Source organism: Elioraea tepida (genome assembly GCF_019203965.1).
In the GTDB taxonomy this organism is placed as follows: domain Bacteria; phylum Pseudomonadota; class Alphaproteobacteria; order Acetobacterales; family Acetobacteraceae; genus Elioraea_A; species Elioraea_A tepida.
In genome coordinates this window covers 574,317-597,233 of the sequence record NZ_CP076448.1, presented here as the reverse complement: position 1 = coordinate 597,233, position 22,917 = coordinate 574,317, and the positions used below count along the sequence as shown (strand labels likewise).

General features: G+C 67.8%; 14 protein-coding genes, 1 tRNA gene, 1 pseudogene and 1 CRISPR repeat array. Of the genes and pseudogenes, 10 read left to right on the top strand and 6 right to left on the bottom strand.

Going from position 1 to position 22,917, the window contains the following annotated elements; translation table 11 throughout:
• Positions 1-7: 7 nt before the first annotated feature.
• Genes bchB through bchF form a run of 3 tightly spaced genes read right to left on the bottom strand, consistent with a single transcriptional unit; the run spans position 8 to position 3,499 of the window.
• The gene (bchB, locus tag KO353_RS02800) at positions 8-1,537 is read right to left on the bottom strand and encodes a ferredoxin:protochlorophyllide reductase (ATP-dependent) subunit B (RefSeq protein ID WP_456236922.1); all 1,530 of its coding nucleotides are present in this window, start codon (positions 1,535-1,537) and stop codon (positions 8-10) included.
• A 52-nt stretch (positions 1,538-1,589) separates the two neighbouring features.
• Positions 1,590-2,891 carry a ferredoxin:protochlorophyllide reductase (ATP-dependent) subunit N gene (locus KO353_RS02795; protein ID WP_218286252.1) on the bottom strand — a complete coding sequence of 434 codons (1,302 nt, stop codon included), beginning with the start codon at positions 2,889-2,891 and terminating at the stop codon, positions 1,590-1,592.
• The gene (gene bchF, locus KO353_RS02790) at positions 2,888-3,499 is read right to left on the bottom strand and encodes a 2-vinyl bacteriochlorophyllide hydratase (protein WP_218286251.1); all 612 of its coding nucleotides are present in this window, start codon (positions 3,497-3,499) and stop codon (positions 2,888-2,890) included. Before bchF ends, KO353_RS02795 begins: the two co-directional genes overlap by 4 nt.
• Before the next feature lie 274 nt (positions 3,500-3,773).
• Here bchF and KO353_RS02785 point away from each other — a divergent pair, with 274 nt between their 5' ends.
• From KO353_RS02785 to hemC, 6 genes are all read left to right on the top strand, one after another.
• Positions 3,774-4,748: a cobalamin B12-binding domain-containing protein gene (locus KO353_RS02785; protein ID WP_218286250.1), complete on the top strand. Its 975-nt coding sequence runs from the start codon at positions 3,774-3,776 to the stop codon at positions 4,746-4,748.
• Positions 4,749-4,847: 99 nt separating this feature from the next.
• Positions 4,848-6,275 (top strand): transcriptional regulator PpsR, encoded by a 1,428-nt coding sequence (gene ppsR / locus KO353_RS02780; RefSeq protein ID WP_218286249.1) that lies wholly within the window; start codon positions 4,848-4,850, stop codon positions 6,273-6,275.
• Complete coding sequence (chlG, locus tag KO353_RS02775) at positions 6,272-7,198, top strand: chlorophyll synthase ChlG (protein WP_218286248.1); 927 nt, start codon at positions 6,272-6,274, stop codon at positions 7,196-7,198. The genes ppsR and chlG overlap by 4 nt, the downstream gene beginning before the upstream one ends.
• Positions 7,199-7,212: 14 nt before the next feature.
• On the top strand, positions 7,213-8,577 hold the full coding sequence (locus tag KO353_RS02770; RefSeq protein ID WP_218286247.1) for a BCD family MFS transporter: 1,365 nt from the start codon (positions 7,213-7,215) through the stop codon (positions 8,575-8,577).
• Positions 8,578-8,594: 17 nt separating this feature from the next.
• A complete protein-coding gene (locus KO353_RS02765) occupies positions 8,595-9,794 on the top strand; it encodes a geranylgeranyl diphosphate reductase (RefSeq protein ID WP_218286246.1) in 1,200 nt (399 codons plus the stop codon).
• Between the two features lie 124 nt (positions 9,795-9,918).
• On the top strand, positions 9,919-10,899 hold the full coding sequence (gene hemC, locus KO353_RS02760) for a hydroxymethylbilane synthase (protein WP_235692082.1): 981 nt from the start codon (positions 9,919-9,921) through the stop codon (positions 10,897-10,899).
• 24 nt (positions 10,900-10,923) lie between these two features.
• Here the strand turns inward: hemC and KO353_RS02755 are convergent, their stop codons facing one another.
• Together KO353_RS02755 and KO353_RS02750 are read right to left on the bottom strand one after the other, a co-directional pair.
• Positions 10,924-12,744, bottom strand: coding sequence for a helicase-related protein (locus KO353_RS02755; RefSeq protein ID WP_218286244.1), 1,821 nt, complete (start codon positions 12,742-12,744; stop codon positions 10,924-10,926).
• A 135-nt stretch (positions 12,745-12,879) separates the two neighbouring features.
• A complete protein-coding gene (locus KO353_RS02750) occupies positions 12,880-13,617 on the bottom strand; it encodes a hypothetical protein (RefSeq protein ID WP_218286243.1) in 738 nt (245 codons plus the stop codon).
• A 142-nt stretch (positions 13,618-13,759) separates the two neighbouring features.
• Here KO353_RS02750 and pip point away from each other — a divergent pair, with 142 nt between their 5' ends.
• Positions 13,760-14,725, top strand: a complete 966-nt coding sequence (gene pip, locus KO353_RS02745; RefSeq protein ID WP_218286242.1) for a prolyl aminopeptidase — start codon at positions 13,760-13,762, stop codon at positions 14,723-14,725.
• Positions 14,726-14,779: 54 nt separating this feature from the next.
• Positions 14,780-14,856: transfer RNA gene (locus KO353_RS02740), tRNA-Arg, on the top strand.
• A gap of 24 nt (positions 14,857-14,880) precedes the next feature.
• On the opposite strand, the gene KO353_RS16640 is transcribed toward KO353_RS02740, so the two are convergent.
• The gene (locus KO353_RS16640) at positions 14,881-15,006 is read right to left on the bottom strand and encodes a hypothetical protein (RefSeq protein WP_268906205.1); all 126 of its coding nucleotides are present in this window, start codon (positions 15,004-15,006) and stop codon (positions 14,881-14,883) included.
• Positions 15,007-15,784: 778 nt separating this feature from the next.
• Between KO353_RS16640 and KO353_RS02735 the strand changes: the two genes are divergently transcribed.
• Both KO353_RS02735 and KO353_RS02730 read left to right on the top strand, forming a co-directional pair.
• Positions 15,785-16,450 (top strand): tetratricopeptide repeat protein, encoded by a 666-nt coding sequence (locus KO353_RS02735; protein WP_218286241.1) that lies wholly within the window; start codon positions 15,785-15,787, stop codon positions 16,448-16,450.
• Positions 16,451-16,599: 149 nt separating this feature from the next.
• Positions 16,600-16,701: pseudogene (locus KO353_RS02730) on the top strand (IS5/IS1182 family transposase); the annotation flags it as partial.
• A 103-nt stretch (positions 16,702-16,804) separates the two neighbouring features.
• Positions 16,805-22,794: a CRISPR direct-repeat array (repeat unit 37 nt; unit sequence ACTTCAATGAGGCCCCGGCACGAATGCCGGGGAAGAG).
• Positions 22,795-22,917 lie beyond the last annotated feature (123 nt).

The window sequence follows — 22,917 nt, the reverse complement described above, 5'->3', positions numbered from 1 at the left end:
CGGCGCGTCAGCGGGAGAAGTGCGCCTTCGCGTCATAGAGCGTCTCGATGGTGATGCGGGTGATGCCCCGCTCGGCGGCGAAGCGTTCGGTGTTGCGGCGCGCCTTGCCGCGCACGAAGAAGGGGATCTTGGCGAGCTCGCGTTCGGCTTCGGCCGTCCAGCCGGTTTCCGCCGCCACGGGTGCGGGCGATGGCGCGGGCGCCTGACGCGCCCCAGCCGCGGTCTCGCGCGGCTTCGGCGCATGTCCGAGATGCGACGGCGCGGCGGCGTCATGGAACTCGAAGTCTTCCCGGAACATTCCTAGGAGGTGTTCCTCGAGCCCCATCATCAGCGGGTGCACCCAGGTGTCAAACAGGACGTTCGCTCCCTCGAAGCCCATCTGCGGCGAGTAGCGCGCCGGGAAGTCCTGGACGTGAACGGGTGCGGAGATCACGGCGCAGGGGATGCCGAGGCGCTTGGCGATGTGCCGTTCCATCTGGGTTCCGAGCACGAGTTCCGGCTGCAGCTCGGCGACCTTCGCCTCGACTTCTAGATAGTCATCGGTGATCAGGGGCTCGGCGCCGTACTGCGCCGCTGCCTCGCGCACATCGCGCGCGAACTCGCGCGAATAGGTGCCCAAGCCGACGACTGCGAAACCGAGCTCCGTCGAAGCGACCCGTGCGGCGGCGATCGCGTGCGTTGCGTCGCCGAAAATGAAAACACGCTTGCCGGTGAGATAGGTGCTGTCCACCGAGCGCGAGTACCAGGGGAGCCGGCTCTCCTCGGCGTTGAGGAGGTGGGTGGCATCGAGCCCCGCGGCCTCGACGACCTCGGCGATGAACGCGCGCGTCGCGCCCACGCCGATCGGCACGGTTCGGATCGTCTTCTGGCCGAAGGTCCGCGCGAGCCAGGAGGCCGCCTGCGCAGCGATCTCCGGATAGAGGACGATGTTCATCTCCGCCTCGCCGAGCCGCTCGAGGTCGGCGGGGCTCGCGCCGAGCGGGGCGACGACGTTGACCTCGACGCCGAGCCGTTCGAGAAGACCTGTCACCTCCTTGACGTCGTCGCGGTGGCGGAAGCCGAGCGCGGTGGGCCCGAGGATGTTGCAGCGGGGCCTGTCGGTCGGGTGGCGAGCGGGGCGGGCCGAGCCGGGCGGCGACGCGTTCCGCCCGGCGAAGGTGCGGACGAGGCGGTAGAATGTCTCCGAGGCGCCCCAGTTCTCCTTTCGCTGATAGGCGGGAAGCTCGAGGGGCACCACTGGAACGGGGAGCCCCATGCCGGAGGCGAGGCCGCCGGGATCATCCTGGATCAGCTCCGCCGTGCAGGAGGCGCCCACCAGGATCGCCTCGGGCCGGAAGCGGTCGTAGGCATCGCGGAGAGCCGCGCGGAAGAGGTCGGCCGTGTCGCTGCCGAGATCGCGCGCCTGGAACGTCGTGTAGGTCACCGGCGGGCGCGTCTTCGACCGCTCGATCATGGTGAAGAGCAGATCGGCGTAGGTGTCTCCCTGCGGCGCGTGCAGCACATAGTGCACGCCACGCATCGCCGCCGCGATGCGCATCGCCCCCACATGGGGCGGCCCTTCATATGTCCAGACGGCGAGGTGCATGGCCCTACACCGCGAGCGCCTCGCGGCGCGCGAAGGGGCGAGCGAACAGGCCTGCGAGGTCGCCGGCCTGGTCGAAGCCCTGGATCGGCGTGAACACGAGCTCGATCGACCACTTCGTGGTGAGCCCCTCGGCTTCGAGCGGATTGGCGAGACCGAGGCCGCAGACAGTGAGGTCGGGGCGCGCCGCACGGCAACGATCGAGCTGCCGCTCGACATGCTGGCCCTCCGTGATCCGGACACCGGGCGGCAGGAGCGCGAGGTCGGCCGCGAGATGCTCCCGGTGCAGATAGGGCGTGCCGATCTCGATCGGGACCATGCCGAGCTCGTTCGCGCAGAAGCGTGCAAGCGGCACCTCGAGCTGGCTGTCGGGAAAGAAGAAGATCCGCTTTCCGGCGAGCCGCGCACGATGCGGCGCGAGGGCGACCTCGGCGCGACGGCGCGGCGCGGCGATCGCCCGCTCCAGTGCCTCGGGCGCGACGTTGCATGCCGCCGCGGCGGCGTGGAGCCAGCCGACTGTCCCCTCAACCCCAAGCGGGAAAGGAGCATCGAGCCGCGACGCGCCCCGTTCCTCGAGGCGGCGCGCGGTCTCGGCCAGGTAGGGCTGCGCGAGCAAAAACCGCGTGCGAGGGCCGACCGCCGGAAGTGCGCCGGCGCGCCGCGGCGGCAGGAACGCCACCTCGCGCAGTCCCATCTCCGCGAACAGGCGCTGGAACTGGTCCTCGACCGCCTCTGCGAGCGCGCCGACCACGAGCAGCGAGCGCTCGCCGCGCTCCGCGCGCGGAAGCTCCGGAACGAGCGCGGCGAGGCAGGCGTCCTCGCCTTGCGTGAACGTCGTTTCGATACCGCTTCCGGAATAGTGCAGAACCCGGACGGACGGCGCGAGGCGCCGGTCGAGCCGCTGTGCGGCGCGCCCGAGGTCGAGCTTGATCACCTCCGACGGGCAGGACCCGACAAGGAAGAGGAGCTTGATGTCGGGCCTTCGGGAGACGAGCCGCGCGACGAGGCGATCGAGCTCCTCGTTCGCGTCGGCGAGGCCCGCGAGGTCACGCTCGTCGATGATCGCGGTCGCGAAGCGCGGTTCGGCGAAGATCATCACGCCGGCGGCCGACTGCATCAGATGCGCGCAGGTGCGCGAGCCGACGATCAGGAAGAACGCGTCCTGGATCTTGCGGTGCAGCCAGACGATCGCGGTGAGCCCGCAGAAGACCTCGCGCTGCCCGCGCTCATGGACGACCGGGACCGAGGCGCAACCGCCAGGCCCGAGGCGGTCATCCGCATGCCGCGTCGGAAGCGCGACGTCGTTCACTGCGCGTAGCCCGGCCGGCCGCGCCCCTCCGCCGCGGCGGAGGAGAGATCCCGACTGTCGCGTCGGGCCGAACGGAGCTTCAGGACGAACTGCGCGGCATTGACCACGTAGGCCGCATAGGCCGCGAGCGCCACCAGCATCTGGCTGCGCGGCGAGCCGATCCCTGCGGCTGCCATGACGAGGTAGAGCGTGTGCAGCGCGAGCACGAGCATGCTGAACACGTCTTCCCAGAAGAACGGACGTGCGAACAGGTACTTGCCGAAGACGTCATGCTCCCAGAGTGAGCCGGTGACCATGATCGTGTAGAGCAGGAGGGTCTTGATCACGATCGAGGCGGTCGCCGCCGCGAAGCCATGGCCGGTGGCGAGATAGTTCAGCACGAGGCCGAGGCTCACCAGGAACACCGCGAACTGAAGCGGTGCGAGGATTCCCTGGACCAGTGTCCACTTCGACGCGTCGCGGCGTGCGCGCTGCTCCGGCGTGTAGAGCGGTTCGCGGCGCTCTCCCGGTGCTGTCCGGCCGTGCAGCATCGTGCGGCCGCAGGCGGTTCCCCATGGGCTGCAGTCGACCGAGTCAAGCAGTTTCTGGACGGCCCGGTATGTAAGCATCGCTTGACAAGCCCCCTCCCGAAAAGGTCCGCTGTCGTCACGGTTCACGCCGCGCCGACCTGGCCTCGTGGGACCATCGTCCGAGGCGTCGACCGGCAGGAGTTGCTCCGATGCAGTTCCGGGCTTTCCGGCCGACTTTCCGCCTCATTACGGGCCTTTCGGCGCGCGAGGGGAAGGCTAGTGGCCGCGTCGATCAGGTGTCAAGGGAGATTGACGTAAATCGAACTTGACACCCGGCGTCCCGCGGCGGGATAGAATTCGGGAGGAGTGGGTGATGAGCACGAGAGCCATGGAAGCGATGACCCAAGGGTCCCCGGCAGCGTCGCCGCCACTCCTGATGCCGGCGGATATGCCACCGGAGGATGCCGAGAGAGCCGCAATGGATGGCGCCCCCGACGGGGCGGGCTGGCTCGCCCCGCCCGCCCTCGAAGCTCGAGGGGCGCGAAGCCATCGGCTCCGGCACAAGGAATCCGTCTCGCTCGCGAACACGATCGCCGAAGAGGTCGTCCCTCTCCTCGTTCTGGCCCATCGCTGCAGAAGCGAGGCGCATGCCGGAACGGCTTCGCCGCCGGATGCAGCGCTGGCCGAGTTCGTGCCCACACTCGCGCGACTCGCAGCGGCAAGCAATGTGGTCGCGGCCGAAGCGCTGGTCGGAGAGCTGCATGCGCGCGGCCATTCGCTCGAGGCGATCTATCTCGACCTGATCTGCCCTGCGGCACGCCATCTCGACAGGCTCTGGCACGAGGATGCAATCACCTTCGCCGATGTCACGATCGGCGTGCTCGCCCTGCAGCGCCTTCTGCATGCGCTCGACCATGCGTTCTGCTTCTGCGCCGATGCGGTCCATCGCGACCCTGCGCGGCGGGCGCTGCTGTCTTCGATGCCGGGCGAGCCGCACAGCCTCGCCGTCGATGTCATTGGCGCCTTCCTGCGCCGTGCCGGCTGGGAGGTCGTGACGCTCACCCCGCGCGAGGAGACCGAGCTTTGCCTCGCCCTCCATGACGGCTGGTTTGCGGTGCTCGGGCTCTCCGACAGCTGCGGCCTCGAGCCGGAAGTCATCGCCGGGGTGATCCATCGGGCGCGGCGCGCCTCGCAGAACCGGAGGCTGCGCGTCATGGTCGGCGGGCCGGCGTTCTGCGCCGATCCCGAGCTCGCGATCAGGGTCGGTGCTGACGCGACCGCGACCGATGCGCGCCATGCGGTTACCCAGGCGGATGCGTTGTTCGCATTGTTGCGGCGCGACGGCTGAGGCGAAGGCCTAAGCAGACAGCCGCGTGCGGCGGAATGGTTGGGAAGTGGCGGTGTTCCGGCGAGTCTGACGCCGGCGAGGAGGATGAGGCGGGACGGAATGCGTTTCACGGCCCCAAGGACAGCACTCGGCGATCTGGATGCCGAGGCGGTGGCCGCACTGGTCTCGGCCGCAGCCGATATCGCGCTCGTGCTCGATTCCGACGGGACCGTGCTCGACGTCGCCTGCAACACCGATGAGATCGCCCGCGAGGTCGGCGATGCGAGGTCCTGGTGCGGCAGGCCCTGGGCGGAGATCGTCGCCCTCGACAGCAAGGCGAAGACCGAGGAGATGCTCCGCGCAGCCGAGGCGGGCCAGCCCTCGGCTTGGCGCCATCTCAACCTGATCACCCCGGCGGGCGGCACGCTGCCGGTTCTGTTCTGCGCGGTCAGGGTCGGAAACGCCGGGCGATCCGTCGCCTTCGGTCGTGACCTCAGGCCGATCGCATCGTTGCAGCAGCGACTGGTCGATGCCCAGTCCTCGCTCGAGCGCGACTACGCACGCCTCCGCTACGCCGAGACGCGCTACCGCCTCCTGTTCCAGATGTCGTCCGATCCCGTCCTTGTGGTCGATGCCGAGTCGGGGCGGATCGTCGAGGTGAACCCGGCAACCGAGCGCATCTTCGGATCCTCCCATCGCCCGGAGGTCGGCCAGGAGTTCCTCTCGCTCTTTTCGGCTGAAGGCCGGCGTGCGGTCGAGCTCCTCCTCGCCGGAGTTCGCACAGCCGGCAGGGGCGATGAGGTGCGCGCCACGCTCGCCTTCGATTCGCGCGCGGTCGATGTCTCCGCCTCGCTGTTCCGGCAGGAAAACACCGTGTTCTTCCTCGTCCGCCTGCTCGCTGTCGCGACCGGCGACGAGACGGCGGTGACCGTCGCGAAGCAGAAGTTCAAGCTCCTCAAGCTGATGGAGAGCGCCCCCGACGGCTTCGTGGTGACCGGACCCGACGGCCGGATCATCACCGCGAACAATGCGTTCCTCGAGATGACGCAGCTTGCGACCGAGGACCAGGCCCGCGGCGAACCTCTGGACCGGTGGCTCGGCAGGCCGGGTGTCGATCTCGAAGTGCTGCTCGCCAATCTTCGCGAGCGGGGCCCGGTTCGCCTCTTCCCGAGCACGTTGCGTGGCGAGTACGGCGCCCAGGCCGAGGTCGAGATCTCGGCGGTGGCGATGATGGACGGCAGCACGCCTTGCTTCGGCTTCGCGATCCGTGATGTCGGGCCGCGCTTCGCGCCAAGCCAGGGCGCGCGCAGCGAGATGCCGCGCTCGGTTCAGCAGCTGTCGGAGCTGATCGGCCGCGTGCCGCTCAAAGACCTCGTGCGCGAGGCGACCGATGTGATCGAGCGGCTCTGCATCGAGGCGGCGCTCGAGCTCACCAACGACAACCGCGCCTCGGCCGCGGAGATGCTCGGCCTGTCGCGGCAGAGCCTCTATGTGAAGCTGCGGCGCTATGGGCTCGGCGACCTCGCCTCGGGGCAGGGTTCGACATGAGCGACGAGCGCGAAATCACGGCGGGCGGTGTGCCCGTCGCCCTCCCGGGCCGCTCGGGGTTCTCGCCGCTCGCTGCGATCGAGCTGCTCAAGCCGATCACCTGGTTCGCGCCGATGTGGGCGTTCGGTTGCGGCGTGGTCTCCTCGGGTGTGGCGCCGTCGGAGCGGTTCGATCTCCTCCTGCTCGGGCTGCTGCTCGCCGGTCCGCTCGTGTGCGGAACGAGCCAGGCCGTCAACGACTGGTTCGACCGCCATGTCGACGCGATCAACGAGCCCGGGCGCCCGATCCCCTCGGGGCGCATTCCGGGGCGTTTGGGTCTGTGCATCGCGATCGGCATGACCGTCCTGTCGCTCCTGGTTGCTGCCGGGCTTGGGCCGTGGGGGTTCTGGGCCACGGTGGTCGGGCTTGTGCTCGCCTGGGCCTACAGCGCCCCGCCCATCCGGCTCAAACGAAACGGCTGGTGGTCGGCCGCCGCCTGCGGTGCCTGCTACGAGGGGCTGCCATGGATCACCGGCGCGGCGGTGATGTGCGGTGGCGCGCCGTCGCCCGCCGTGCTCGCCGCCGCGGCGCTCTACAGCATCGGCGCGCACGGGATCATGACGCTGAACGACTTCAAGGCGGTCGAAGGGGATCGGCGCTTCGGCATCCGGTCGCTGCCGGTTCGGCTCGGTGTCGTGCCCGCGGCGCGGCTCGCCTGCATGGTGATGGCCCTGCCGCAGGCGGTGGTCGTATGGCTGCTCGCGGGCTGGGACAGGCCGGTCCATGCTGCGACGGTCGCCGCCCTGCTCGCGGTTCAGGCCGCGCTGATGCACAGGTTGCTGACCGACCCGCGCCGGCTCGCACCCTGGTACAACGCGACCGGAACGACCCTTTACGTGCTCGGGATGCTTGTGACCGCCTTCGCCATCCGGGACGTGACATGAAGGGAGAAGCCGGTATGGGGGGAGGCGGGGGCACGCCGGGGCTCGGGTGGTTCGGGATCCTTCGACTCGGGCTCGTCCAGACCGCGCTCGGCGCGATCGTCGTGCTGACGACCTCGGCCATCAACCGCGTCATGGTCGTCGAACTCGCACTGCCGGCGACGCTTCCTGGCGTTCTGGTCGCGGTCCACTACGCGGTGCAGATGCTGCGTCCCCGCATGGGCTATGGCAGCGACATCGGCGGGCGGCGCACCCCCTGGATTATCGGCGGCATGGCAGTGCTCGCTGCGGGCGGCGTGCTTGCGGCTTGCGCCACCGCCCTGATGGAGCATGCAGAGGCCGCAGGCCTTGCCCTGTCGCTCCTAGCTTTCCTCCTCATCGGTCTCGGCGTCGGCGCCGCGGGGACGTCGCTTCTCGTCCTGCTCGCCGCTGTCGTCGCCGAGCGTCGTCGGCCGGCTGCCGCCTCGCTCGTCTGGATCATGATGATCGCCGGGTTCGTGCTCACCACCGCGATCACGGGAAGGCTGCTCGATCCCTATTCGGGGGTGCGGCTCATCACCGTCTCCGCCGGCGTCTCCTGTGTCGCCCTCGCGCTTGCACTCGTGGCCGTCTGGGGCATCGAGCGTCGCCATGCCCTGCCGGCTGCGGCGCGCGCTGCAGTGGCGGAGGAGGGGCCGCGCACGCCGTTCCGGCAGGCGCTCGCCGAAGTCTGGGCCGAGCGGGACGCCCGGCGCTTCACCGTGTTCGTCTTCCTCTCGATGCTCGCCTACAGCGCCCAGGACCTGATCCTCGAGCCGTTCGCAGGCCAGGTCTTCGGCATGACGCTCGGCGAGACGACCCGGCTCGCCTCGCTCCAGCACGGGGGCGTGCTCGCCGGCATGATCGTGATCGCGCTCGTCGGCAGTTTCGCCTCCGGCACGCGCTTGGGCAGCATGCGCGCCTGGACGGTGGGAGGCTGCCTCGCCGCAGCCGTCGCCGTCCTGATGCTGACGGTGGCAGGGCGCGTCGGCGAGGGGTATCCGCTGCGTCTGTCCTATTTCCTGCTCGGGCTTGCGAACGGCGTCTTCGCCGCAGCCGCGATCGCCTCGATGATGCAGATGGTCAGCCGCGGCCGCGAACGGCGCGAGGGGATACGCATGGGCCTGTGGGGCGCGGCGCAGGCGATCGCCTTCGGCACGGGTAGCCTCGCCGGTGCGGTCGCGCTCGATGCCGCCCGCGCTGTGTTCAGCCACCCGGTTGCCGCCTACAGCGCGGTGTTCGTCGGCGACGCGCTGCTCTTCATCGCCGCTGCGTGGCTCGCGCTCGGGATCGGCGCGAGCCCGAAGGCGCGGGCGAGCGGCCATGCGGCGTTCCCGCCGGCACGATCGGCGGTCGGCGGGTGAGACGGGGAGGGATGGGGATGCATCAGGGCGAGGCATTCGATGTGGCAGTGATCGGCGGCGGTCCTGCGGGTGCCACTGCCGCCAACGACCTTGCGCGGCGGGGGCTTTCGGTGCTGCTGCTCGACAAGGCGGGACGGATCAAGCCGTGCGGCGGCGCCATTCCGCCGAAGCTCGTCGACGATTTCGGCATCCCGGACCATCTCTTGTGCGCGAGGATCCGAGGCGCGCGGATCGTCTCGCCAAAAAATCGTTCGGTCGACATGCCGATCGACGGCGGATATGTCGGGATGGTCGATCGCGACGTGTTCGATGAGTGGCTGCGTGCGCGCGCCGCCGCGAACGGCGCAGAGCGCGTCAGCGGAACCTTTGAGCGGCTCGAGCACGGCGAGGACGGGCTCGCGACGATCCACTACCGGGCGAAGGGATCGACGCCGGACGCGCCGTCGCGAACGGTGCGCGCGCGCGCGGTCATCGGGGCGGATGGCGCAAACTCGGCGGTCGCAAGGCAGTGCGTTCCGGGGGCGGAGCGCGTGCCGTTCGTGTTCGCCTATCACGAGATCATCCGCACGCCGGCCGCGGGAAGCGCGAGCTACGACCCCCTGCGCTGCGATGTCTACTACAACGGCGCGCTCTCGCCCGACTTCTATTCATGGATCTTCCCGCACGGGCCGACCATGAGCGTGGGCACCGGCACGGCACGGAAAGGGTTTCCGCTGAAGGGCGCGGTGCAGGAGCTCCGCGCGCTCACCGGGCTCGACGGCACGGAGACGATCCGCCGCGAAGGCGCGCCGATCCCGCTCAAGCCGCTGAAGCGGTGGGATGACGGGCGTTCGGTTCTGCTCGCTGGAGACGCTGCGGGCGTCGTCGCCCCCGCCTCCGGCGAGGGGATCTACTATGCGATGCTCGGTGGCCGGTTCGCTGCCGATGCCGTGGAGGAGTTCTGCCGCACCGGTGATTCGCGGGCTCTCGCGACGGCGCGGCGCCGCTTCATGCGCCTCCACGGGCCGGTGTTCTGGATCCTCGGGATCATGCAGCGCTACTGGTACGGCAGCGACGAGCGCCGCGAGCGCTTCGTGAGCATCTGCCGCGACCGCGACGTCCAGACTCTGACCTGGGACGCCTACATGAACAAGGAGCTCGTCAAGGCGCGCCCGCTCGCGCATGTGCGGATCTTCTTCAAGAACCTCGCGCACCTGACAGGGATCGTTCCGGCGTGAGGCCAGGTCAGACGATGGATGGGACGCAACACGTGACGGTGAGGGCACGGCCATGAGCACACTCTCCGATGGCCGGATCGGCCGCGGCGGCAGCGCCGGAGAGGGCCTCATCACGACGCTGCCGATGGGCGGGCGGCGGGTGCGGTCGCACGCGCGCAGCCTGCCGCTTCGCGTCGGCACGCGCGGCAGCCCGCTCGCTCTTCACCAAACGCGCATGTTCCTCCGCATGGTCACCGGCTTCTGTCCGGTCCTGAATGCCGCCAAGGCGTTCGAGGAGCACGCGATCACGACCTCCGGCGATCTTGTGCAGGACCGGCGCCTCGCCGAGATCGGCGGCAAGGGCCTGTTCGCGAAGGAGATCCACGAGGCTCTCGCCGATGGCCGGGTCGATTTCGCCGTCCACAGCCTAAAGGATCTCGAGACGAGGCTGCCTCCAGGCATCGTCCTCGCCTGCTGCCTGCCGCGCGAGGACGAGCGGGATGCGCTCGTGCTCGGCCCGCGCTGCGGCGCGCCCGACGCTGACGATCCCTTCGCCGCGCTCCCCTATGGCGCGACGGTCGGCACCTCGTCGGTGCGGCGGCAAGCGCAGCTTCTCGCCGCGCGGCCCGACCTCAAGGTTGTTCTGCTTCGCGGCAACGTCCAGACGCGGCTTGCGAAGGTGCATGACGGCACAGTCGATGCCACGCTGCTTGCCCTTGCGGGGCTGCGTCGCCTCGGGCTCGAGCACCTCGCAGACATCCCGCTGTCCCCGCAGGTGATGGTTCCGGCAGCGGGGCAGGGGATCATCGGCATCACCGTCCGCGAAGAAGACGAGGAGCTCTGCGAGCTTCTCGCCGCGATCGAGGACCAGGAGGCGCGGATCGTCGCGACCGCCGAGCGGGCACTTCTTGATACGCTCGATGGCTCTTGCCGGACGCCGATCGGCAGCCATGCCGAGCTTCTGCCCGGCGGCATGCTGAGGCTGACCGGCCTTGTTGCGAGCGAGGACGGACACTTCCTGTTGCGCCGAGTGATGACGGGGGCGGCGTCGGATGCGGCGTGGATCGGCGCGGAACTCGGGCGGAGCCTGAAGCGGGACGCGCCGGCCGAAATTTTCCTGCCCTGAGGCGAGGCGTCGCGGCCGAAAAGCTCACGCGGCGCCGTCGCTCCCTCCCTGCCAGCGCTTGCGAAGGCGGGCGCTTGCGCCCATCCGCAAGCTGCGTTCGATGTGATCGTTCAGGCGGGCTTGAGCCGCACGCGCTTCTGTCTCGCCGCTGTAGATCGCGGGCCATTTCTGGGCGAGCCAGAGATAGGCGGTGAGAAGACGCGCCGCCCGTTCCGCCTCCGCAAGGTCGGACGGGTCTCCGGCCACACCTCGCTCGAGCCGGCGAGGCGGCGACGGCGGCGGATCGACCGCGAGCCCGTGCGCGTGCCGTCGCATCCAGGCAAGGAGCTGCGCCGCCGCCCGACGATCGCGCAGATCGGCCGGGCAGCCGAGATAGCCGAGCGCGTCCTTAAGCGGCAGGCGCGCGGCGGCGGTCACCTCCGCCATCGCCATCGCATCGTCGAGCCGGCTGAGCTCGAAGCCGCTCGCCGGCCAGCGGAACCGCTCGGCGACGGCGCTGAGGACCCGGATCAGGCTCGGGGCACCGAGTCGCCGCCCGATCTCGAGCAGCTGTCCCTCGCGCGGAAGCACGCGAAGCGGCGCGTCGAGTGGGGTTGGAGCCTGCTCGATCGCGGATCGGACCGGCTCGAGGTCCTCCCCCTCGAGCACGCCGACGAACCCTTCATCGTACTGCCCGTACCGGCCCGCGCGTCCTGCGATCTGGCGGATCAGCTGCGGCCCCAGGCCCCCGTACTTCGTCGTCGCAGCGAACAGCACGCGGCGGATCGGAAGATTGAGGCCCATGCCGATCGCGTCGGTCGCGACGAGCACGGGCGCGGCACCGGTGCGGAACCGCTCGGCTTCCGCGCGGCGCACATCTGGGCCGAGTGCGCCGTAGATCATCGCCGGGGGGCGGTTCCGGGCGATCAGCGCCTCGCGGAGCGCGAACGCATCGCGCCGCGAGAAGCAGACGATCGCATCCCCAGGCTGCACCTCGCGCAACGGCACGGGGCGCTCGAGCAGCGTCAGCGGAACCATGCGGTGGAACCGGCGCACCTCGACGGCCTCTCCGGTCACCGCCGCGAGGCGCCGGATCATCGGCTCCGACTCCGGAGCGCCGGCAAGCACCAGGGTGCGCGCAGGCAGCCCGACCACCGCCTGCGTCCAGGCCCAGCCGCGGTCCTCATCGGCGAGCATCTGGATCTCGTCGATCACCGCGAGGTCGATCGGCGTGTCCATGTCGGCCATCTCGACGGTCGCGCAGAGATGCCGCGCCCCGGGGACGCTGCGCCGCTCCTCGCCGGTCAGCAGGCTCGCGCTCACGCCGCGCTCGGCGAGCTGCTCCGTTCCCTCCCAGGCGAGCAGGCGAAGTGGGGCGAGATAGGCGCCGGAGGGAGCGGCGGCGAGCATGTCGAAGGCGGCGTGGCTCTTGCCGCTGTTGGTCGGCCCGAGCAGCGCGAGGAGCCGACGCCGGATCGACCGCGCCGCGGTGAAGGACGCGACCCAGCGGCCGAGCGTGAGCGCGCCGACGACCTCCTGCTCGTGCCGGTGCCGTGCCCGGACATGCAGATGCGCAAGGCGCTCACGCCGCCACGCCTCGAGCCGCGCCTCTGCGCTCGCGCGCGCGGCCGGCGCGAGGTCGCCCTTTTGGGCCGCGCGGCGCAGCCGCCCGCGGATGGCTTCGGCGAGCACCGAGACAAGGGCGATGTCGTCGAGGCTCGGGTCGGCGGCGAGGGCGGCGAGACCGGCAGCGATGTCCTCGCGGCGGAGGGGAACGCGCAGCCCGTGAAGCAGGGCATCAAGCCGGGCACGGGCCGAATGGGCGGGGGTCTCCACGCTGCCGGTGTGGTACGTCGTGACGGGCACGGTCAAGCAGGTGATGGACCGTCCGCCGCCCAGGCCGCGAGGTCAAACCCGGGGTCATCGCACCGCTTAGGCGCTGCCCCGGCCACCGGCACACGGCTTGGCGAGGGCGCGTCCCCGTCGCCGTCGACGCGTCGATCAGCCTCGCCCGAGCAGGCGCCGGAGTGCCGCGAACAGGCCGCCCCGAGGCTGGCGCACGGGGCGCCCGGCCCGGTGCGAGACATGCGGGCGCGCCGCCGGAGGCGGCAGGGCGGAGGCGACCGTGTAGGCGCGCACGTCTCCCGCAGCGATCAGGCGCCGCTCGAAGGCCACGACGCGATCGACCGGCTCAGGCAAGCTCGAGCGCTCGAGCTCCCCCGCCTGGGCAGCGGCGCCGACGAAATCGCCCGCACGTCGGAGGATGTCGACGATCCGCACCCGCTGCTCGAGCGGGGGCGGCGGCCCCTGCCGGAACAGGGCCACCGCATCGAGCCGCCAGGCGCGGGCGAGATCTGGCTTGCGCCAATCATCCGCCACCCAGGCGGCGTGGAGCGTCGCCTCAGCCGCGCCGTGGAGGTCCCCCATCTCCTCGAGCAGCATCGCGCGACAGAGGAAGCGCCGTGCGAGCGGCGGGAAGCTCGCTTCGGCGAGCAGGGCGCGATAGGGGCCGGCCGCGACGATCTCGGCCGCCTGAGGCTCGGCCTCGTCGATCCGTGGTGCCGCGTAGCCGCAGGCGGGGCACTGCTGTAGCCAGTGCTGCATCGTGCTCCGCGCCATCTCGGCGGGCCGCAGGTCGAGGTCGGGGGGACCGCTCTGCCTCACCCCCCGAAGCAGTTTCTGCCGGCTCTCCCGTCCGCACACCGCGCAGCGGACGGTGGCGATCTCGATCGACCCCATAGAGCGAAGGTAACGAAGTCGCGCACTGCTGCAAAGCGGGCGGCGAGGCGGGCGGAGGGTGTGCTGGGCGCCGCCGATCCGATAAAAATGGGTCCGGCCAGGGCCGGGCGGACGGCCGTCCGCGCCCTGCCAAGGTGAGGCCATGCCCCGCAGCGACCTCTATCCGGACATCGCGCCGTTCGACAGCGGCTATCTGCCGCTCGATCACGGCCACACCATGTACTGGGAACAGGTGGGCAGCGCGTCCGGGGTGCCGGTTCTGTTCCTGCATGGCGGGCCGGGAGCGGGAGCGGGGGCGGTGCATCGCCGCTTCTTCGATCCCGACCGGTTCCGGGTAGTGATCTTCGACCAGCGCGGGGCGGGGCGATCACGGCCCCTCGGCAGCCTTGTGGCCAACGACACGCCAAGGCTCGTCGAGGACATCGAGCGGCTCCGGCGTCACCTCGGCGTTCGGCGCTGGATGCTGTTCGGCGGAAGCTGGGGATCCACCCTCGCCCTGGCGTATGGGCAGGCCCATCCGGAGCGCGTCTCGGGCTTCGTCCTGCGCGGCATCTTCCTGGGGCGGGAGCGCGAGATCACCTGGTTCCTCGAGGGGCTCGCACGCTTCTTTCCGGACGTCTGGAAGCCGTTCGCGCAGCACGCCGGTGCGACCCGGGCTGAGGAGCTTCTCGCGGCCTATCGCCGGCTTCTCGAGCACCCTGACCCGAGGGTGCATCTTCCCGCCGCGCGCGCATGGAGCGTCTATGAGGGGTCGTGCAGCACGCTCGTGCCAAGCCCCGACACCGTCGCCTCCTTCGCGGAGGACCGCACCGCTCTCGGCCTCGCCCGGATCGAGGCGCACTATTTCGCCAACAAACTGTTCCTGCCGGAACCTGGGCTGCTCGGCCACATGGAGCGGATCGCCCATCTTCCCGCCGAGATCATCCAGGGGCGGTATGACATGATCTGCCCGCCCGAAAGCGCCTTCGCGCTCGCCGAGGCCTGGCCGCGCGCCCGGCTGACCATTGTTCCCGATGCCGGCCACTCCGCGCTCGAACCCGGAATACGCTCGGCCCTGCTCGCGGCTGTGGAACGGATCCGGCCAGTGCTCGAAGAGCCTCCGGGGTGACGGGGCTCGGGCCGGAGGTGCCAATAGACCTCGAGCGTGATATGGACCCCGTGCGTCCTCGTAGCTCAGCTGGATAGAGCACAGGATTCCTAATCCTGGGGCCGTGGGTTCGAATCCCGCCGAGGACGCCATTTTGGTCGCTTGGCCCGTTGATTTCACACAGGTTTCGCTCCGAGCGCGCTGGCCGCCCCCACACTGTCCCCCACACCCTGCACACGCTTGCGGGTGACCGGCCGGCAGTCGGGCGGCTCGATCGGCTCGATCCAGCTCACCTCCGACACCGGCACCTCGCCCGTGAAAGACGCGGCCGGGTTGGGGAGTACGCCCCACCGGCTTGATCACCGGCGCCGCTGAGGCATCGGGCCCCGCCCCCGCAGACGCGGCGATGACGTCCGTCGCGTTCTGGATCATCTGGCCGCGCCCCGGCGCAGCCGTGGCGCGGGCGGGTCTAGCGCTGGCCGAGGCGCGGTCCCAATGCCGGTCCAACAGGTCCCACCTTCGCGGCTAACGCGCCCGTATGTTGCGAGGTCCGAAGTTGGACCACACGACCGTGTCCCAAAGTTCCAGCGCTCCAGCTCCGATCTGCTTCCGCGGGTCGTTCGTAGGCACTCCGAGCTTTTGAGAACGCCCGCTTTGCCCCTAAGCTGCTGGATCTGTCCGCGGCTATTCCGCTCTGAGTTTCCGGGACCGTTTCGCATGGAGCCGAATGTGCCTTCCGACGATCGACATGACCGAGTGCGAACGGTCAGCGATCTTCCTCCCCTCCGCCCAAACAAGGTTCGAGGTCGCGTGCTCCTCAAGCCCGAAGCCGTGATCGCCCAGGGGGGAACAAAGCTGAAAGAGAAGCGTTTCCTCAGTGCACGTTCAGCGGACGAGCGGATTTGACGGAGGGAACTGTGACGGAGCCAAGCGAGACACTGCATAGTCTGGGCGCCTGCCCGTCCGACCGCGAGGACGCGCGACCATGTCCCCCACGCACAGCGCCCATGCTGTCAGCGCCGTGTGGTCCTCGCTCCGTTCGTCGTGGCCGGATGGGTGGCGGTGACCAGGAAGAGCGAGATGCTAAGGCGTTTGATCGTGCTCGGCCTGCTGCTCGTGAGCCCCTCGGGCCTCTCGGTGGCAACGGCGCAGCAGCGCGACCCTGACTGGGACGACTGCCTCCAGGATCAGGCTCTCGATCGGCAGATCCGCGGCTGCACGGCCGTTCTCAACCGCTCGGGCGAGACCGCGGCGAGGCGCGCGATCGCCTTCAGCCGACGTGGCTTCGCTAACCTCCTGCGCGGGCAGGAGGCGGCAGCGTTGGCCGATTTCACCGAAGCACTCCGCCTCGATCCACGCGATGACTGGGCCCTGACCAATCGCGGCCTCATCCTGCTCAACACCGGCAGGGTCGACGAGGCAAAGGCCGATCTCGAGGCGGCGATACGCCTCAACCCGCGCAACGACACGGCGCTCGCTCTGCGCGGCCTGCTCAACCAGGAACGCGGCGATCTCGACGCAGCAATGGCAGACTTCAACGACGCGATCCGCCTCAACCCGCAGAACGGCGTCGCGTTCTACGGCCGTGCGCGGGTCCACGACCACCGCGGCGAACTTCGTCAGGCGGCGGAGGATTTTCGCGCGGCCCTCCGGCTCGGCCAGCAGCACGTTCGCGGGGACCTTGCTCGTATCGAAGCCGAGCTGCGCGCAGAGACCGAGCTGCGCGGCAGCGCCGCGCCACGGTGAGGGCCGCGGAGACCGGGGCATTGCTGCCAAGCGGAGTCCCTGGGTGAGATCAGTCTATTTGCCGGGGGGCAGGATGGGGTTCGTGTGCTGTCTAGGGCAAAAGAATAGGCGATGTGTGTTGGCTACGCGAGGCGGAGTTTCCGCTTACCCGTGTGGACGACCGGCGTGTGATCAGCGGGATCGTGCACGTGCTGCGCTCTGTCTGCCCCTGGAGGCAGGCGCCGCGCGATTACGGTCTCCTGGAGACGCTGTAAAACCGCCCCGTCTGCTGGGCGATCGAGCATCTCCCACTTCAGCTCTCCGGAATTTACGATTTCTGGCGCTATGGTCGTGCACCGCCACGTCCCAAGGAAAGCTTCAATGAGGCCCCGGCACGAATGCCGGGGAAGAGGGCCCGTCATCCTCGACGAGACCGAGCCCAGCGAGGAGCTTCAATGAGGCCCCGGCACGAATGCCGGGGAAGAGGAGGTCTCGCTCGAGACTGCCGGCTCCCTGCGCCGTGGGCTTCAATGAGGCCCCGGCACGAATGTAGGGGAAGAGACCATCCCCGACGGTTTGAATCATGCCTCATCCAATCGCTTCAATGAGGCCCCGGCACGAATGCCGGGGAAGAGCAGAAGCCGCGCTGCAGGACTTGGCGGACGTGGTGCGACTTCAATGAGGCCCCGGCACGAATGCCGGGGAAGAGTAGCTCCTCTAGCCGAGACACGGTTTCGGATCGGACGGCTTCAATGAGGCCCCGGCACGAATGCCGGGGAAGAGATCGATGCTGGGCGCGTGGTCAACGTCATCGAGGCCCCTTCAATGAGGCCCCGGCACGAATGCCGGGGAAGAGGCACTGCATTGGGCGACATGTCGAGCTCTTCGGTGATGCTTCAATGAGGCCCCGGCACGAATGCCGGGGAAGAGGATAGCAGTCTGGCGCACCGCGTCGATGGCGTCAGCAGGCTTCAATGAGGCCCCGGCACGAATGCCGGGGAAGTGAATGAATCGGTTTATAGCGCAACGTCTTATAGGAAGCTTCAATGAGGCCCCGGCACGAATGCCGGGGAAGAGCGTGCCGGACGTTGCCTCTGCCGAATCTTTTGGCGTCCTTCAATGAGGCCCCGGCACGAATGCCGGGGAAGAGCGCCAAGGAAAACGCCGAGATGATGTTCCCGACCATCCTTCAATGAGGCCCCGGCACGAATGCCGGGGAAGAGGCATAGTTTTTCGTTGGGTTTTCGCATTTGGGCGCGTCTTCAATGAGGCCCCGGCACGAATGCCGGGGAAGAGCCCAATCAGCCGCCGGAGCCGCGCAGCCCCCAAGCAGTGCTCTTCAATGAGGCCCCGGCACGAATGCCGGGGAAGAGCCGCAGGGCTTGATGCACAGAAAGACCCGGCGGGCAAGTCTTCAATGAGGCCCCGGCACGAATGCCGGGGAAGAGCACTGTAGTGGGCGCGCGTGTGGTAACGCGCTACGCATCTTCAATGAGGCCCCGGCACGAATGCCGGGGAAGAGGTCACAGTGGTGGTCGTCGCTGCTGCAACGCGACCACCGTCTTCAATGAGGCCCCGGCACGAATGCCGGGGAAGAGACCACCATACGACGAACCGCCACCGTGGGTTTATGCATCTTCAATGAGGCCCCGGCACGAATGCCGGGGAAGAGCGACAAGACCGCGCCTGGCACGTCTCGTCCTGTCCTCTCTTCAATGAGGCCCCGGCACGAATGCCGGGGAAGAGAAGCGCCCCCGCCACCAACCCAAACCGCCCGCCATGCAGTCTTCAATGAGGCCCCGGCACGAATGCCGGGGAAGAGCCTGGGGTTGTATGGCTCTTCGTGCTTTGCGGCCTGGGTCTTCAATGAGGCCCCGGCACGAATGCCGGGGAAGAGGTCACCCTCCCAGTTGCCACCGACCGATACAGTGATGTCTCTTCTTCAATGAGGCCCCGGCACGAATGCCGGGGAAGAGGGCCGTCGGTGTAAGTAATGCCGTTCGGGTAGGCGCGCACTTCAATGAGGCCCCGGCACGAATGCCGGGGAAGAGCAAGTTGAAGATTCTCGCGCCACTAGCACTGATCACAAACTTCAATGAGGCCCCGGCACGAATGCCGGGGAAGAGTGCCTGGGGAGTCGAGGGCAGCGAAGGGCCGCCGATCTGACTTCAATGAGGCCCCGGCACGAATGCCGGGGAAGAGTGCGATGGCGACATGACGCAGGCTATTCAAGCTTGGCGTACTTCAATGAGGCCCCGGCACGAATGCCGGGGAAGAGTGCGATGGCGACATGACGCAGGCTATTCAAGCTTGGCGTACTTCAATGAGGCCCCGGCACGAATGCCGGGGAAGAGCGCGCGCCAAGCCCGGGCCGCTCATAGCGGCCACGCGACTTCAATGAGGCCCCGGCACGAATGCCGGGGAAGAGCCGAGCGGGCGGCGGCAATAAACTGGGCAACGGAGTACTTCAATGAGGCCCCGGCACGAATGCCGGGGAAGAGGACGGTGGGCACACGCCCGCGTAACACGAGTAGGAGCCACTTCAATGAGGCCCCGGCACGAATGCCGGGGAAGAGAGTGGATGAGGCAATCGAAACCGTGGCCGACGATGCCACTTCAATGAGGCCCCGGCACGAATGCCGGGGAAGAGGTGCGGCGCTTGAATGCCAGCGGCCGCAACCGGTTGGGACTTCAATGAGGCCCCGGCACGAATGCCGGGGAAGAGCCGCGACACGGAAAGGCGGCTTGTTGCGGTGCGTAATCACTTCAATGAGGCCCCGGCACGAATGCCGGGGAAGAGAATGCGCACCTAGAGCCCGATATCTGGCGCATCGAGCGACTTCAATGAGGCCCAAGCACGAATGCCGGGGAAGAGGATGGTCGGCGTCGTAACGATACCACCTCGCGCGAATGACTTCAATGAGGCCCCGGCACGAATGCCGGGGAAGAGACGTTTTGAGCGGTTGCGGTGGGAGCGTGGTTCGCCTGACTTCAATGAGGCCCCGGCACGAATGCCGGGGAAGAGTGCCGCATTCCCACCGTAACGCCGCGAGCGTACGGCGCACTTCAATGAGGCCCCGGCACGAATGCCGGGGAAGAGGAATGTAGAACTCAGCATCCGGGGGCAGGACGAACCGAACTTCAATGAGGCCCCGGCACGAATGCCGGGGAAGAGCCAAGCGGTATTCGTGCGTGCGGCCAACCTGTTCGAACTTCAATGAGGCCCCGGCACGAATGCCGGGGAAGAGTACGATTCCGGCAACGCGGCAAACCGGGTCTTTATGTTCACTTCAATGAGGCCCCGGCACGAATGCCGGGGAAGAGGGAACGCGCGGCGCTTGCCCTTTCCAGCTGTTTGTGGAACTTCAATGAGGCCCCGGCACGAATGCCGGGGAAGAGCACTGTTTGCGCTCACTTCGACTTCAGAAGGTTTATTCCACTTCAATGAGGCCCCGGCACGAATGCCGGGGAAGAGATCGTGGAAGAATGGGCGGCAAAAGCCGCCGCGCGCGCTGCGAACTTCAATGAGGCCCCGGCACGAATGCCGGGGAAGAGTCCGGAACCTCGATCCGGCAGCTGAGGATTATCAGCAACTTCAATGAGGCCCCGGCACGAATGCCGGGGAAGAGCAGGCAGCGAGTGAGCTGCCAGTGACTGGCGAACACTGTACTTCAATGAGGCCCCGGCACGAATGCCGGGGAAGAGATGGTGACGCCACTATGCAGAAATCCTGCGCGCACCGACTTCAATGAGGCCCCGGCACGAATGCCGGGGAAGAGGCCGGCATCACCGTGCTGTCCACCCTGCGCAGCCAGACTTCAATGAGGCCCCGGCACGAATGCCGGGGAAGAGGTGTGGGACGCTGGCGGTGGCGGCGGTGGAGAAAACACTTCAATGAGGCCCCGGCACGAATGCCGGGGAAGAGAACTGGCCGTCGCGTGTTTCTGGGGTGATTGCCGCCACTTCAATGAGGCCCCGGCACGAATGCCGGGGAAGAGAGGAGAGTGAGGCCACCAAGAGGAGAAGGGCACGATACTTCAATGAGGCCCCGGCACGAATGCCGGGGAAGAGGGCGAATGTTACGCTTTACCGCGCAAATGGATTTCTTGACTTCAATGAGGCCCCGGCACGAATGCCGGGGAAGAGGAAGGTTGAGGCGCAACGTCTTGCGATCGAAAAAAAACTTCAATGAGGCCCCGGCACGAATGCCGGGGAAGAGGGAACTGAACCAGCTCCACCCCCGTTTGGGCTGCTTCACTTCAATGAGGCCCCGGCACGAATGCCGGGGAAGAGGAGGCTGACGCTTTCTGGTGTGGCGGCGCTGCTTTCGCCGACTTCAATGAGGCCCCGGCACGAATGCCGGGGAAGAGTGATCGGCATGGCTGCGATACAGTCACAAAAATCATAACTTCAATGAGGCCCCGGCACGAATGCCGGGGAAGAGACAGCACTCGCCGACTTTGCTGCATCGCCGTGCCAACTTCAATGAGGCCCCGGCACGAATGCCGGGGAAGAGGTCCGACGAGCGACGTTGTTAGTGTTGCCCATGCGACTTCAATGAGGCCCCGGCACGAATGCCGGGGAAGAGGAATGCAGGCATCTGCGGATATCCGCCGCTTGACGACTTCAATGAGGCCCCGGCACGAATGCCGGGGAAGAGACGCCTGCCGCGCCCAAACCTGCCCCCAGCAAAGTGCCAACTTCAATGAGGCCCCGGCACGAATGCCGGGGAAGAGGCCTGCCCCGTTGTTGGCGACAGCAGCGTGACAACCAAACTTCAATGAGGCCCCGGCACGAATGCCGGGGAAGAGGGCCATCGTTCGTCGGCTCGGACCAACAGTCCGCCGAGCACTTCAATGAGGCCCCGGCACGAATGCCGGGGAAGAGCCCGCAAGAGGGGTAGATGCAGATTTTTTTTCGCCATCACTTCAATGAGGCCCCGGCACGAATGCCGGGGAAGAGGATGAACACGCGCTGTGTCGCTTGGCCCGGAGGCGTCACTTCAATGAGGCCCCGGCACGAATGCCGGGGAAGAGGGGACGCAAACGCGCGCCATTTCGCTAGCGTCAGGCACTTCAATGAGGCCCCGGCACGAATGCCGGGGAAGAGTATGATGCGACGCAAGACCCCGATTCTGTTCGCGAAACTTCAATGAGGCCCCGGCACGAATGCCGGGGAAGAGGCATGTTCCGCCCGCGCATGAGATGATTGATCCGCTGACTTCAATGAGGCCCCGGCACGAATGCCGGGGAAGAGCCGCGCGGTTGCCAATAGTGGTCACCTACCTTGCTCCGGACTTCAATGAGGCCCCGGCACGAATGCCGGGGAAGAGTCATTGGTCGCGAAGGAATGCGCGAAGCAGGAAATACTTCAATGAGGCCCCGGCACGAATGCCGGGGAAGAGCCTTTGGTTGGCGCGATGCGCGGATCGCGCAGACGACACTTCAATGAGGCCCCGCCACGAATGCCGGGGAAGAGTTAGTCGAGGGCGCGATCAGCGGCGGATCGTTTCAAACTTCAATGAGGCCCCGGCACGAATGCCGGGGAAGAGGCGCGATTTCTTCCAGGTGCCGACGCACTTCGGCGACTTCAATGAGGCCCCGGCACGAATGCCGGGGAAGAGGCGTTCGAGCGATATCGCTCGACCGCGTAACAGACATACTTCAATGAGGCCCCGGCACGAATGCCGGGGAAGAGTTGCTGGCGGATTGGTGGCCGTCGCCACTGGTCGACGCACTTCAATGAGGCCCCGGCACGAATGCCGGGGAAGAGATGCGTTCCTTCGCTTCGGTTTCGCGCCACCGGAGACTTCAATGAGGCCCCGGCACGAATGCCGGGGAAGAGGTGGAAGCGTTGGGCGGAGAGCGCCGCGTGCGACGCAACTTCAATGAGGCCCCGGCACGAATGCCGGGGAAGAGATTTGATCGTTCCTTTGCTTGCGCTTCGTGCATGCCGGACTTCAATGAGGCCCCGGCACGAATGCCGGGGAAGAGCTTGTGGTTATCCACTACCTGCTTAGCACCAGTTGTCCCTTCAATGAGGCCCCGGCACGAATGCCGGGGAAGAGGCTTGTTGCGGCTGTCGCATGCGTGCGCAACGGTTATCCTTCAATGAGGCCCCGGCACGAATGCCGGGGAAGAGGTGTGGGGAGCGGCCGAGCTTAGTACTGGCTTTACAGCCTTCAATGAGGCCCCGGCACGAATGCCGGGGAAGAGCGCGTGGGCGCTGTGCTCGCATCGGCTGGGTTGGTGGTGCCTTCAATGAGGCCCCGGCACGAATGCCGGGGAAGAGAACCGTAGACGTAGACGGGCGACGCTGCAGGTTCCGACCTTCAATGAGGCCCCGGCACGAATGCCGGGGAAGAGGCCGCCGCCACCTTTGCAAACCACGCCAACGGGTTCCAGACCAGCCCGCGAGCGCTCCCAACCTCCAGCCCATCCCCACCAAACAGCGAGCATACATAGTCACCCGAACACAAAATAACCCTC

What these genes read in the sequence shown, in the direction of transcription:
- bchB (WP_456236922.1), bottom strand. Translation starts at nt 1,537, where the DNA reads ATGCGCATCGCGGCGGCGATGCGTGGCGTGCACTATGTGCTGCACGCG.
- bchF (WP_218286251.1), bottom strand. Translation starts at nt 3,499, where the DNA reads ATGCTTACATACCGGGCCGTCCAGAAACTGCTTGACTCGGTCGACTGC.
- KO353_RS02785 (WP_218286250.1), top strand. Translation starts at nt 3,774, where the DNA reads ATGAGCACGAGAGCCATGGAAGCGATGACCCAAGGGTCCCCGGCAGCG.
- ppsR (WP_218286249.1), top strand. Translation starts at nt 4,848, where the DNA reads ATGCGTTTCACGGCCCCAAGGACAGCACTCGGCGATCTGGATGCCGAG.
- chlG (WP_218286248.1), top strand. Translation starts at nt 6,272, where the DNA reads ATGAGCGACGAGCGCGAAATCACGGCGGGCGGTGTGCCCGTCGCCCTC.
- KO353_RS02770 (WP_218286247.1), top strand. Translation starts at nt 7,213, where the DNA reads ATGGGGGGAGGCGGGGGCACGCCGGGGCTCGGGTGGTTCGGGATCCTT.
- KO353_RS02765 (WP_218286246.1), top strand. Translation starts at nt 8,595, where the DNA reads ATGCATCAGGGCGAGGCATTCGATGTGGCAGTGATCGGCGGCGGTCCT.
- hemC (WP_235692082.1), top strand. Translation starts at nt 9,919, where the DNA reads ATGGGCGGGCGGCGGGTGCGGTCGCACGCGCGCAGCCTGCCGCTTCGC.
- KO353_RS02750 (WP_218286243.1), bottom strand. Translation starts at nt 13,617, where the DNA reads ATGGGGTCGATCGAGATCGCCACCGTCCGCTGCGCGGTGTGCGGACGG.
- pip (WP_218286242.1), top strand. Translation starts at nt 13,760, where the DNA reads ATGCCCCGCAGCGACCTCTATCCGGACATCGCGCCGTTCGACAGCGGC.
- KO353_RS02735 (WP_218286241.1), top strand. Translation starts at nt 15,785, where the DNA reads ATGCTAAGGCGTTTGATCGTGCTCGGCCTGCTGCTCGTGAGCCCCTCG.